This window comes from Motiliproteus coralliicola, assembly GCF_003345655.1.
In the GTDB taxonomy this organism is placed as follows: Bacteria; Pseudomonadota; Gammaproteobacteria; order Pseudomonadales; family Balneatricaceae; genus Motiliproteus; species Motiliproteus coralliicola.
In genome coordinates, this window is sequence record NZ_QQOH01000006.1 from 175,772 (window position 1) to 189,806 (window position 14,035).

Sequence of the window (14,035 nt, forward strand, 5' to 3'; positions counted from 1 at the left end):
CTCCCTCCAATATGGCCATCCGTTGATCAAGGCCATCATAATGCAGCAAGGGCCAAGTCAGGCCAAGCGTCCCGATAGAAACTCTGACAGTAACCCAGCGTTGCTAAGGGCGACGGACCCTGTGGGCCGCGACTGCCTGCTTGTACCAACAGGGCGGACGGGCCGCCTCGGGAAAATCGTCGGCCAGGCAAAGCCAGCTCGGCTCCGGATGATCCAACGGCTGACGGGCCACGTTGCACTGGGCGGCGGCGAAATAGGTATCCAACCGGCACTGGGGAGTCGCGGGCGTTAACAGCGTCGAACTGACCGACGATTGTGCCGGACGTGAAAACAGCGGGCTTAGTTGACCCCGCTTGCGGGCAAAATAGCGTGCCAGGGTCGCACCGGCCAGTGCGATGCGCTGGCAACCCTGGCGCCCCTGTTGGTGACTAAAGGCCTGGGCACAAGCTTCACGGACCCGCTTGGGAGCGTGCTGCCGACTGGCCGGTAACGCATCCCCCATCCGGATGAACAGCTTGCGCAGACAGCTGGAAGCACCGAAATAATCCGATTGCCCCTCGGCCGAGAAACGCCAGAGATGGGGAGGGCCGGCGATATGGTGGCCTATTTCATGACAGAGCACCAACGCGAAGGCGTCCGGAGTCATATCCGGGTGCCTCGCCAAGCCCCCGGAAATCATAATCAGTCCTTTTTCACCATTAGCATCTTCCATCTTCCAAGCGTTGGCATAGACCCCGTCGGCATCCCAACGAGCGGAAATATTCAGGCGCTGATCATGACGATGAAATTCACGGTGATAGAGCCGCTCCGCCGCTGTGACGATGCGATCAAAGAGTGACTGGTCCATCTCCAAGGCGGCTAACGCAGGGCTGAAGCTGATAATAAGACCAAATAGCGTAGTACGAAGGAAAACGCGCATGGCCGCTCTCCTATTTCAGACCCTCCCTGGCAAATGAGTGGTTCTGATAGCAGGCTCGGCTGCGTCGCTTTAAGTTTAGATGGAATTGGAAGGCAGGCTTGCTACTGACCGTTGACAGTCAGGCACAAAAAAGGCCACCCGAAGGTGGCCTTTTTGAATCAAGTAATAATTACTCGATGATCTTAGCTACAACACCAGCACCAACGGTACGGCCACCTTCGCGGATCGCGAAGCGCAGGCCGTCGTCCATGGCGATCGGTGCGATCAGCTCAACGGTCATCTGGATGTTGTCACCCGGCATAACCATCTCAACGCCTTCCGGCAGTTCAACAGCACCAGTTACGTCAGTAGTACGGAAGTAGAACTGAGGACGGTAGCCTTTGAAGAACGGAGTGTGACGGCCGCCTTCGTCTTTGCCCAGTACGTAAACTTCAGCTTCGAACTTAGTGTGAGGGGTGATAGAACCCGGAGCAGCCAGAACCTGACCACGCTCAACTTCGTCACGCTTGGTACCACGCAGCAGGATACCGCAGTTCTCACCAGCACGGCCTTCGTCCAGCAGCTTGCGGAACATCTCAACACCAGTACAGGTAGTCTTGGTGGTTTCCTTCATGCCAACGATTTCAACTTCTTCGCTGACCTTGATGATGCCACGCTCGATACGACCGGTAACAACGGTACCACGACCCTGGATGGAGAATACGTCTTCGATCGGCATGATGAATGCACCGTCGATCGCACGCTCCGGCTCAGGGATGTAGGTGTCCAGAGTCTCAACCAGGGTCTTAACCGCAGTGGTACCCATTTCGTTGTCGTCTTCACCGTTCAGAGCCATCAGGGCAGAACCTGGGATGATCGGAGTGTCGTCACCCGGGAAGTCGTACTCGGACAGCAGGTCACGCAGTTCCATTTCGACCAGCTCCAGCATCTCGGCGTATTCTTCGCTGTCGGCGCCGCCGCAATCTTCGGCCAGCAGGTCAGCTTTGTTCAGGAATACAACGATGTAAGGTACACCTACCTGACGAGACAGCAGGATGTGCTCACGAGTCTGAGGCATCGGGCCGTCAGTGGCGCCACATACCAGGATCGCGCCGTCCATCTGAGCAGCACCGGTGATCATGTTCTTGACGTAGTCGGCGTGGCCGGGGCAGTCAACGTGGGCGTAGTGACGGTCGTTGGAATCGTACTCTACGTGAGAGGTAGCGATGGTGATACCACGCTCACGCTCTTCCGGAGCATTGTCGATGCCGTCGAAAGCAACAGCTTCACCACCGAATACTTCGGCGCATACGCGAGTCAGTGCAGCGGTCAGAGTAGTTTTACCATGGTCAACGTGGCCGATAGTACCAACGTTGACATGGGGTTTTGTACGTTCAAAAGTTTCCTTAGCCACGGTAATAAACCTCTTAATTTGGCGTATTCGAAATCAATTAAGATTCAGCGTTGATAACAGCTTCGGCGACGGTCTGCGGCGCCTCTGCGTATTTTTCAAACTCCATAGAGTAGGTCGCACGACCCTGAGTCGCCGAGCGCAGGTCGGTTGCATAACCGAACATTTCACCCAGCGGCACCTCGGCACGGATTACCTTGCCAGAGGAGCTTTCCTCCATACCCTGTACGATACCGCGACGACGGTTCAGGTCGCCCATTACGTCGCCCATGTAATCTTCAGGGGTAACAACTTCTACCTTCATCATCGGCTCGAGCAGGCAAGGACTGGCTTCCATGGCGTACTTCTTCAGTGCCTGTGAAGCGGCAATCTTAAATGCCATTTCGTTCGAGTCAACATCGTGGAAGGAGCCGTCGTAAAGACGGGCTTTTAGACCCAGCAGCGGATAACCGGCGATAACGCCGTTTTGCATCTGCTCGGCAATACCCTTTTCGACCGCCGGGATGTATTCCTTCGGAATCGCACCACCCACGATCTCGTTGATGAACTCCAGACCGTCTTCATCGGACGGGGAGAATTCAACAACAACGTGACCATATTGACCACGACCACCAGACTGCTTGGCAAACTTGTGGTTTGCGTCGACAGTTGTACGGATCTTTTCACGGTAGGCAACACGCGGTTTACCGATGTTGGCCTCTACCTTGAATTCACGCTTCATCCGGTCAACGATGATGTCCAGATGCAGCTCACCCATACCTGAGATGATGGTTTGGCCGGATTCTTCATCGGTTTCTACACGGAAAGAGGGGTCTTCCTGGGCCAATTTACCCAGTGCCACACCCATTTTTTCCTGGTCAGCCTTGGTCTTAGGCTCGACCGCAACCGAGATGACCGGCTCCGGAAATTCCATCCGCTCAAGCACGATCACGTCGTTCTGGTCACACAGGGTGTCACCGGTGGTGACGTCCTTCAGACCGATGGTCGCGGCGATGTCGCCGGCCAGAACTTCTTTGATCTCTTCACGGTTGTTGGAGTGCATCTGAACCATACGGCCGACGCGCTCTTTCTTCTGCTTAACAGAGTTGTAAACAGAGTCACCGGAATTGAGCTTACCGGAGTAGACCCGGATAAAGGTCAGCGTACCGACGAAGGGGTCGGTGGCAATCTTGAACGCCAGTGCGGCAAAGGGCGCATTGTCGTCGGCCGGACGAGTAGCGACGGTTTCTTTACCGTCATCCAGCGTACCTTCAATGGCTTTAACGTCCAGCGGTGAGGGCATCAGTTCGATGACCGCATCCAGGACTGCCTGAACACCTTTGTTCTTGAATGCCGAACCGGCCTGCATCGGCACGATTTCATTGGCTAGCGTACGGGCCCGCAGACCTTGCTTGATCTCTTCAGCGGACAGGTCACCCTCTTCGAGGTACTTGTCCATCAGCTCTTCGGACGCTTCCGCGGCGGCTTCGACCATCTGCTCGCGCAGTTCATCGGCCTTGTCCTGCAACTCAGCCGGAATTTCGGCTTCGTCGTAGGTCATGCCCTGGTCGGCTTCGTTCCACAGAATCGCCTTCATCTTGATCAGATCGACAACACCTTTGAACTCATCCTCGGCACCGATCGGGAAATTGATCGGCACAGCGGCAGCGCCCAAGCGTTCTTCGAGCTGATCGACAACCATGAAGAAATCAGCACCGGCACGGTCCATCTTGTTGACGAAGACCATCCGCGGTACTTCGTACTTATTGGCCTGACGCCAGACAGTTTCCGTTTGCGGCTGCACACCGGAAGAGGCGCACAGCACGACAACCGCACCATCGAGAACACGCAGGGAACGTTCAACTTCGATGGTGAAGTCAACGTGCCCCGGGGTGTCGATGATATTGATGCGGTGCTGGTCAAACTGCTGGTTCATCCCAGACCAAAAACAAGTGGTCGCAGCAGAGGTGATAGTGATACCACGCTCTTGCTCCTGCTCCATCCAGTCCATGGTGGCTGCGCCATCATGGACCTCACCGATCTTATGAGACAGGCCGGTATAGAACAGAACACGCTCAGTCGTCGTCGTCTTACCGGCATCAACGTGTGCGCAGATACCGATGTTACGGTAGCGGTTAAGAGGTGTTTTACGGGCCACAGCTTAATCCTCTGATTAGAAGCGGTAGTGGGAGAAAGCTTTGTTAGCTTCTGCCATGCGGTGAACGTCTTCACGCTTCTTAACAGCAGCGCCACGACCTTCAGCAGCATCACCGATCTCACCAGCCAGGCGCAGAGCCATGGACTTCTCGCCACGACGACGTGCGGCGTCTACCAGCCAACGCATGGCCAGAGCGGAACGACGAGCAGGACGAACTTCAACCGGTACCTGGTAAGTCGCACCACCGACACGGCGGGACTTTACCTCAACCATCGGCTGAATGGTTTCGAGAGCTTTGATGAAGGTTTCGAGAGGATCGCTGGCACCACGCTCCTGGATCTTGTCCAGAGCGCCGTATACGATTTTCTCAGCAACAGATTTTTTACCGCTGACCATGACGTGGTTCATGAATTTGGCCAGGGTTTGGTTACCGAATTTGGGATCCGGCAGAATTTCGCGTTTTGCGACGACGCGTCTTCTAGGCATGATAAGCCCCTTAAAATTAGGTCTTCAGGTTAGTCCGGGCACCTACACAACGCATAAAGGCCCGACCTTACTCTTATCGTTAACAATGTCCGGTAGCGCAAGGCTACAGCGGCACAGTGTCAAGCGGTCTGTAATCGAGAGCGATTACTTCGGACGCTTGGCACCGTACTTGGAACGACCTTGCTTACGATCGGAAACACCAGAAGTATCCAGTGCACCGCGAACGGTGTGATAACGCACACCCGGCAGGTCTTTAACACGACCGCCACGGATCAGAACAACAGAGTGTTCCTGCAAGTTGTGACCTTCACCACCGATGTAGGAAGTCACTTCATAGCCGTTGGTCAGGCGTACACGACATACCTTCCGCAGGGCCGAGTTCGGCTTCTTCGGGGTAGTGGTGTAAACCCGGGTACAAACGCCACGACGCTGAGGACATGCCTGCAGAGCAGGTACGTCGCTCTTAGCGACTTTGCGCTTACGCGGCTTACGAACCAGTTGGTTAATAGTAGCCATTCAGCTTAACTCCACGCTTTACTAGAGTTGCCTCTAAAAGCACATACAAAAAGACAGGACACACACGCATCCTGCCAACGAAGGGGCGAAATTTTAATCACCTCGCCCACCAGTGTCAACACAGACCGCCAGCATCATCGATGCCAGCGATCCGAGTGTTGAATTTTTATGGCGATCAGCCTTCCGAGTTCAGTGCCTCGGCCAGTGCCGCCTGGATATCTTCGGCGCTCACGGTAGCAGAACCGGAATCCAGTGCTGCTTCGTGACGCTTACGCTTACGCTCTGAGTGGTACGCCAGACCGGTACCGGCCGGGATCAGACGACCCACAACGACGTTCTCTTTCAGACCGCGCAGCGAATCACGCTTACCGGTTACTGCACCTTCGGTCAGTACCCGGGTGGTCTCCTGGAACGAAGCCGCCGAGATGAAGGATTCGGTCGCCAGCGAAGCCTTGGTGATACCCAAGAGAACACGCTCGTACTGAGCGGCGATCTTGTCTTCAGCCAGGGCCTTCTCGTTCTCTTCCAGCGCCTGGGTGAACTCGACCTGGTCACCCTTGATCAGCGAGGTGTCGCCACCGCTGGTGACATCGACCTTGCGTAGCATCTGACGAACGATAACTTCGATGTGCTTATCGTTGATCACAACGCCCTGCAGACGGTAAACGTCCTGGATCTCGGAAGTGATGTACTTGGCCAGCTCCTCGACACCCAGGATCCGCAGGATATCGTGCGGGTTGGACGGACCGTCGGAGATAACCTCACCCTTCTCAACGTGCTCACCTTCGAACACGTTCAGGTTACGCCACTTGTGGATCAGAACCTCATACGGATCCGCTCCATCGGTCGGAGTGATGACCAGACGCTTCTTACCCTTGGTCTCCTTACCGAAGGAGATGGTGCCGGAGATCTCTGCCAGGATAGACGGCTCTTTCGGCTTACGGGCTTCAAACAGGTCGGCAACACGGGGCAGACCACCGGTGATGTCCTTGTTAGCCGCGCCTTCCATCGGGATACGGGCGATGACGTCACCGACTTCTACGGCACCGCCGTCGTCGATGTTCAGTACTGCTTCACCCGGCATCATGTACTGAGCGGGGCTGTCGGTACCCGGGTGGCACAGCTCGGTGCCGGAGGCATCAACGAAGCTGACCATCGGACGCAGATCTTTACCGGCGGCCGGACGCGCAGCCGGATCCATTACCTCGATCGAGGTCAGGCCGGTCAGTTCATCGGTCTTCTTATTGACCGTGATGCCCTCTTCCATACCGGTGAAGACAACTTTACCGGCTACTTCAGAGATGATCGGGTGGGTGTGCGGATCCCAGTTGGCCACGATGTCGCCAGCGTTGACGGTATCGCCATCCTTAACCTTGATCACAGAACCGTACGGCAGCTTGTAACGCTCGCGCTCACGACCGTGCTCGTCGGTTACACCCAGCTCGCCGGAACGGGAGGTCGCCACCAGGCTACCGTCCTTCTTCTCAACGAACTTGAGGTTGTGCAGGCGGATCTCACCGCCGTTCTTAACCTGGATGCTGTCTACCGCAGCAGCCCGCGATGCCGCACCACCGATGTGGAAGGTACGCATGGTCAGCTGGGTACCCGGCTCACCGATCGACTGGGCGGCGATAACACCAACCGCTTCACCGATGTTGACCAGGTGGCCACGACCCAGATCACGGCCGTAACAGCTAGAACAAACACCATGACGGGTTTCACAGGTGATCGCCGAGCGAACCTTGATTTCGTCGATGGAGGACAGTTGCTCGTCGGTCTCCAGACGGACAACCCAAGATTCATCGATCAGGGTACCGGCCGGAATCAGTGTTTCATTGCTGGACGGATCAACCACGTCTTCAGCCACGACACGACCCAGTACACGATCGCCCAACGGTACGGTCACGTCGCCGCCTTCGATCATCGGTGCCATGATCACACCGCGGTCGGTGCCACAGTCGTGCTCGGTGATAACCAGATCCTGAGCCACATCGACCAGACGACGAGTCAGGTAACCGGAGTTCGCCGTCTTCAGAGCGGTATCGGCCAGACCCTTACGAGCACCGTGGGTCGAGATGAAGTACTGCAGTACGTTCAGACCTTCACGGAAGTTTGCGGTGATCGGCGTCTCGATGATCGAGCCGTCCGGCTTGGCCATCAGACCACGCATACCGCCCAACTGACGCATCTGGGCAACACTACCCCGGGCGCCGGAGTCGGCCATCATGTAAACGGAGTTGAAGGACTCCTGGGTCTGCGGCTTGCCGTCTTCACCCAACACCTGATTGCCGTCGGCGTCGATTACGTCGTCAACCTTCAGGTCGTCCATCATCGCTTCGGTGACCTTTTCGTTGGCACGGGACCAAAGGTCGATCACCTTGTTGTATTTCTCGCCCTGGGTTACCAGGCCGTCGGCGTACTGAGATTCGATCTCTTTAACTTCGGCTTCCGCCTCGTCGATGATCTCTTTCTTCAGGTCCGGGATAACGAAGTCGTTAACACCGACGGAAGCACCGGAGCGGGTCGCGTAAGCAAAGCCCATGTACATCAGTTGGTCAGCGAAGATAACCGCATCTTTCAGACCACAACGACGGTAGGCTTCGTTGATCAGGCGGGAGATAGCCTTCTTCTTCATCGGCTGGTTAACCAGCTCGAACGACAGACCTTCCGGAACAATTTCGAACAGCAGCGCACGACCAACGGTGGTCTCGATGATGCTGGTGGACTCGCTTTCGCCACCGTGGATATCACGGACTTTCTGCGAGATACGCACCTTCACCTTGGCCTGCAGGTCAACCTGCTTGGCGCCATAGGCGCGACTGGCTTCGGCAATATCGGCGAAGGCCATGCCTTCACCCTTGGCGCTGGCTTTCTCACGGGTCATGAAGTACAGACCCAGTACCACGTCCTGAGACGGTACGATGATCGGCTCGCCGTTGGCCGGAGACAGTACGTTGTTGGTGGACATCATCAACGCACGGGCTTCGAGCTGGGCTTCCAGGGTCAGCGGTACGTGTACCGCCATCTGGTCACCGTCGAAGTCAGCGTTATAGGCCGCACAGACCAGCGGGTGCAGCTGGATCGCCTTACCTTCGATCAGAACGGGCTCGAATGCCTGGATACCCAGACGGTGCAGAGTCGGTGCCCGGTTCAGCATCACCGGATGCTCGCGGATTACTTCGGCCAGGATATCCCAAACCTCGGCGGTCTCGCGCTCGACCATCTTCTTGGCCGCCTTGATGGTGGTGGCCAGGCCGCGCAATTCCAGTTTGGAGAAGATAAACGGCTTGAACAGTTCCAGTGCCATCTTCTTCGGCAGACCGCACTGATGCAGACGCAGGTACGGACCTACTACGATTACCGAACGACCGGAGTAGTCAACACGCTTACCCAGCAGGTTCTGACGGAAACGACCCTGCTTACCCTTGATCATGTCGGCCAGGGATTTCAGCGGGCGCTTGTTGGAGCCGGTGATGGCACGGCCACGACGACCGTTATCCAGCAGCGCGTCGACCGCTTCCTGCAGCATCCGCTTCTCGTTACGGACGATGATATCCGGAGCAGACAGTTCCAGCAGACGCTTCAGACGGTTATTACGGTTGATCACCCGACGGTACAGATCGTTCAGGTCGGAAGTGGCGAAACGGCCACCGTCCAGCGGTACCAGCGGACGCAGATCCGGCGGCAGAACCGGCAGCACTTCCATGATCATCCACTCGGGCTTGTTGCCGGAAGCAACAAAGGCTTCCATCAGCTTCAGCCGCTTGGAGATCTTCTTGATCTTGGTTTCGGAGTTGGTGTTCGGGATCTCTTCACGCATGGTGGCGATCTCGCCGTCCATGTCCAGATCCTTCAGCAGTGCCTGGATCGCCTCGGCACCCATCTTGGCTTCGAACTCGTCACCAAACTCTTCCAGTGATTCGAAGTACTCTTCATCGTTCAGCAGCTGACCGCGCTCCAGGGTAGTCATACCCGGCTCGATCACAACGAAGGATTCGAAGTACAGGACCCGCTCGATATCGCGCAGGGTCATGTCCAGCAGCAGGCCGATACGGCTCGGCAGTGACTTCAGGAACCAGATGTGGGCAACCGGGCTGGCCAGCTCGATGTGACCCATGCGCTCACGACGCACCTTCGCCAGTGCAACTTCAACACCACACTTTTCACAGATAACACCACGGTGCTTGAGGCGCTTGTACTTGCCACACAGACACTCGTAGTCTTTGACCGGGCCAAAGATCTTGGCACAGAACAGACCTTCACGCTCAGGCTTGAAGGTCCGGTAGTTAATGGTTTCCGGCTTCTTGACCTCACCAAAGGACCAAGAGCGGATCATCTCAGGGGAAGCCAGACCAATTCGAATGGAATCGAATTCGTTGGTCTGCGTCTGAGACTTCAACAGGTTAAGCAAATCTTTCATCGTCGGCGCTCCTCACGGAGTTATCGACCGGGGCGTTGGCCTGCCCCGGTCCAAGTGATAACTGCTTATTCGTTTTCCAGTTCGATATCGATACCCAGCGAACGGATCTCTTTGACCAGTACGTTGAAGGACTCGGGCATGCCCGGCTCCATCCGATGGTCGCCGTCCACGATGTTCTTGTACATCTTGGTCCGGCCGTTCACGTCGTCCGACTTGACGGTCAGCATCTCCTGCAGGGTGTAGGCGGCGCCGTAGGCTTCCAGCGCCCAGACTTCCATCTCCCCGAAACGCTGACCACCGAACTGCGCCTTACCACCCAGCGGCTGCTGAGTAACCAGGCTGTAGGAACCGGTAGAACGTGCGTGCATCTTGTCGTCGACCAGGTGGTTCAGCTTCAGCATGTACATGTAGCCGACAGTCACCGGACGGTCGAAGGCGTCACCGGTACGACCGTCGAACAGGGTACGCTGACCGCTGTCGTTCAGGCCTGCCAGGCGCAGCAGTTCTTTGATCTCGGATTCCTTGGCACCGTCGAACGCCGGGGTTGCCATCGGCACACCCATGCGCAGGTTGGCGCAAAGTTCCAGAATCTCCTCGTCGGACATCGACGCCAGATCTTCTTTACGACCGCCACCGGAAACGTTGTAGATCTCATCCAACAACTTGCGCAGCTCAGCCACCTTGGCCTGTGCTTCCAGCATTTCGTTGATTCGATCACCCAGGCCCTTGGCTGCAGCACCGAAGTGAGTTTCCAGTACCTGACCAACGTTCATCCGCGACGGTACACCCAGCGGGTTCAGTACGATGTCGACCGGCTGACCGTTTTCGTCGTAAGGCATATCTTCGACCGGCATGATCGCGGAGATAACACCCTTGTTACCGTGACGACCAGCCATCTTGTCACCCGGCTGGACACGACGCTTAACAGCGACGTAGACCTTGACGATCTTCAGAACGCCCGGTGCCAGGTCATCGCCCTGCTGCAGCTTGCGCTTCTTGTCTTCGTACTTCTCGTCCAGCTGCTGACGACGCTCAACCAGCTGCTGCTGGGCACGCTCAAGCTGCTCGGTCAGGGCTTCGTCGCTGACGCGAATCTTGAACCAGTCGGACTTCGGCAGCTCAGCCAGGAAGGCTTCGGTGATCTCTTCACCCTTCTTCAGGCCGGCACCGCCGTCGGCTTTAACACCAACCAGGGCTTTTTGCAGACGCTCGAAGGTCGCACCTTCAACGATACGGAATTCGTCGTTCAAGTCCTTACGAATAGAAGACAGCTGCTCCTCTTCGATCTGGATCGCGCGGGCATCTTTCTCAACGCCGTCACGGGTGAAGACCTGAACGTCGATAACGGTACCCTTGGTGCCGGTCTTAACCCGCAGCGAGGTGTCCTTAACGTCGGAGGCCTTCTCACCGAAGATTGCACGCAGCAGCTTCTCTTCTGGAGTCAGCTGAGTCTCACCCTTCGGCGTGACCTTACCCACCAGGATGTCACCCGGGCCGACTTCGGCACCGATGTAGACAACTCCGGACTCGTCCAGCTTGCCCAGCGCGCCTTCACCGACGTTCGGGATATCGGAAGTAATCTCTTCAGAACCCAGCTTGGTGTCACGGGCGACACAGGTCAGTTCCTGAATATGGATCGTGGTAAAGCGATCTTCCTGAACCACACGCTCCGAGATCAGGATGGAATCCTCGAAGTTGTAGCCGTTCCAAGGCATGAACGCGATCCGCATGTTCTGACCCAGGGCCAGCTCACCCATGTCGACGGACGGACCGTCGGCCATGATGTCGCCGCGGGAAACCTGATCACCGACTTTCACCAGCGGACGCTGGTTGATGCAGGTGTTCTGGTTAGAACGTACGTATTTGGTCAGGTTGTAGATGTCCACACCCGCTTCACCGGCGATCACTTCATCGTCGCGAACACGGACAACGATACGACCGGCGTCGACGGATTCGATCTCACCGCCACGGTTGGCGACCACACAAACACCGGAGTCACGAGCAACGTTGCGCTCCATACCAGTACCGACCAGCGGCTTCTGCGCCTTCAGAGTCGGAACCGCCTGACGTTGCATGTTCGATCCCATCAGGGCTCGGTTCGCATCATCGTGTTCCAGGAACGGGATCAACGAGGCAGCGATCGAGACAACCTGACGCGGAGACACGTCCATCAGGGTTACTTTCTCGGGCGGCGCAACGGTGGTTTCGTTCATGTGGCGAACGGTAACCAGGTCATCTGCCAGGTAGCCTTTGTCGTCGATAGTCGCACTGGCCTGGGCCACATAGTGCTTGGCTTCATCGATCGCTGACAGGTATTCGACTTCGTCGGTCACCTTGCCGTCAACCACCTTACGGTACGGACTCTCAAGGAAGCCGTAGTGGTTGGTGCGGGCATAGGTCGCCAGCGAGTTGATCAGACCGATGTTCGGACCTTCCGGGGTTTCGATCGGACAGACACGACCGTAGTGGGTAGCGTGTACGTCTCGAACTTCGAAGCCGGCGCGCTCACGGGTCAGACCGCCCGGGCCCAGGGCCGAAACACGGCGTTTGTGGGTAACTTCCGACAGCGGGTTGTTCTGGTCCATAAACTGGGACAGCTGGCTGGAACCGAAGAACTCCTTCACCGCTGCCGCAACCGGCTTGGCGTTGATCAGGTCTTGCGGCATCAGGCCATCGGACTCAGCCATCGACAGACGCTCACGTACGGCACGCTCGACTCGAACCAGACCGACGCGGAACTGGTTTTCCGCCATCTCACCGACGGAACGAACACGACGGTTACCAAGGTGGTCGATATCGTCGACGATGCCCTTACCGTTACGGATAGCGATCAGGGTCTTCAAAACTTCCAGGATATCGTCGCGATCCAGGGTACCCGGACCGGTCACTGCTTCACGGTCAAGACGACGGTTGAACTTCATCCGACCCACTTCAGACAGGTCGTAGCGATCCAGGCTGAAGAACAGGTTTTCGAACAGGCCTTCGGCAGATTCTTTGGTCGGCGGCTCGCCCGGGCGCATCATCCGGTAGATTTCGACCAGCGCTTCGAGTTGGTTCTGGGTCGGATCGATACGCAAGGTATCGGAGATGAACGGACCGCAGTCCAGTTCATTAACATAAAGGGTCTCGAAGGACTCAACGCCGGCACTGTGCAGTGCCTCAAGGATCTCCTCGGTGATCTCGGCGTTAGCCTCAGCAATGATCTCGCCGGTAGACGGGTGCACGACATCCCGGGCTACGACCTTGCCGGTCAGGAATTCAGTCGGTACTTCCAGCTCGGTGACCTTGGCCTTCTCCAGGTCACGGATGTGACGGGCGGTGATCCGGCGACCGGCTTCAACCAGCACCTTACCGCTGCCGTCCTTCAGGTCGAAGGTAGCAGTCTCACCACGCAGACGTGCCGCCACCAGCGCCAGTTTGGCACTGCCGTTGGCCAGGGTGTAGCTGTCGGTATCGAAGAAGGTGTCCAGAATCTCCTGAGTGGTCATCCCGAGCGCACGCATCAGGATGCTCGCCGGCAGCTTGCGGCGACGGTCGATCCGAACAAAAACGTTGTCCTTCGGATCGAACTCGAAATCCAACCAAGAACCACGGTAAGGAATGACGCGGGCGGAGTACAGCAGCTTACCGGAGGAGTGAGTCTTGCCCTTATCGTGGTCGAAGAACACACCCGGAGAACGGTGCAGCTGAGAAACAATAACACGCTCGGTACCGTTGATGACGAAGGTACCGTTGTCAGTCATCAGGGGCATCTCGCCCATGTAGACTTCCTGTTCCTTGATATCCTTGATCGCCTTAGTAGATGAATCGCGATCGTAGATAACCAAGCGAACTTTGACTCGCAGCGGCGCGGCATAGGTGACGCCACGCAGTTGACACTCTTTCACGTCAAAGGCAGGCTCACCCAGACGATAGCCAGCGTACTCTAACGCTGCGTTGCCTGAATAAGAAGTAATTGGAAATACGGAGTTGAATGCTGCATGCAGTCCAACTTCTTTTTTATCTTCTGCTGATGCCGCACCAGTCTGTAAAAACTTGCGGTACGAATCGATCTGAATGGCCAGCAGGTAAGGCACATCCATAACGTGAGGCAATTTACCGAAATCCTTTCGGATACGTTTTTTCTCTGTGAACGTGTAAGCCATCAGCATTCCCCAGCTTGTGCAC

Annotated in this window: 7 protein-coding genes; all 7 read right to left on the reverse strand. The window is 56.6% G+C overall.

The window, feature by feature from the left end:
* Positions 1-103 precede the first annotated feature (103 nt).
* The 7 genes from DV711_RS18775 to rpoB all read right to left on the reverse strand — a co-directional run bounded on the left by DV711_RS18775 (position 104) and on the right by rpoB (position 14,013).
* The gene (locus DV711_RS18775; protein ID WP_114697271.1) at positions 104-919 is read right to left on the reverse strand and encodes a hypothetical protein; all 816 of its coding nucleotides are present in this window, start codon (positions 917-919) and stop codon (positions 104-106) included.
* Between the two features lie 169 nt (positions 920-1,088).
* Positions 1,089-2,312: an elongation factor Tu gene (tuf, locus tag DV711_RS18780; protein ID WP_114697272.1), complete on the reverse strand. Its 1,224-nt coding sequence runs from the start codon at positions 2,310-2,312 to the stop codon at positions 1,089-1,091.
* A 37-nt stretch (positions 2,313-2,349) separates the two neighbouring features.
* Complete coding sequence (gene fusA, locus DV711_RS18785; RefSeq protein ID WP_114697273.1) at positions 2,350-4,446, reverse strand: elongation factor G; 2,097 nt, start codon at positions 4,444-4,446, stop codon at positions 2,350-2,352.
* Between the two features lie 15 nt (positions 4,447-4,461).
* The gene (gene rpsG, locus DV711_RS18790; protein WP_114697274.1) at positions 4,462-4,932 is read right to left on the reverse strand and encodes a 30S ribosomal protein S7; all 471 of its coding nucleotides are present in this window, start codon (positions 4,930-4,932) and stop codon (positions 4,462-4,464) included.
* A gap of 144 nt (positions 4,933-5,076) precedes the next feature.
* On the reverse strand, positions 5,077-5,448 hold the full coding sequence (gene rpsL / locus DV711_RS18795; RefSeq protein WP_114697275.1) for a 30S ribosomal protein S12: 372 nt from the start codon (positions 5,446-5,448) through the stop codon (positions 5,077-5,079).
* A 175-nt stretch (positions 5,449-5,623) separates the two neighbouring features.
* Positions 5,624-9,868: a DNA-directed RNA polymerase subunit beta' gene (gene rpoC / locus DV711_RS18800; protein ID WP_114697276.1), complete on the reverse strand. Its 4,245-nt coding sequence runs from the start codon at positions 9,866-9,868 to the stop codon at positions 5,624-5,626.
* 65 nt (positions 9,869-9,933) lie between these two features.
* Positions 9,934-14,013, reverse strand: coding sequence for a DNA-directed RNA polymerase subunit beta (rpoB, locus tag DV711_RS18805; protein ID WP_114697349.1), 4,080 nt, complete (start codon positions 14,011-14,013; stop codon positions 9,934-9,936).
* Positions 14,014-14,035: the final 22 nt, after the last annotated feature.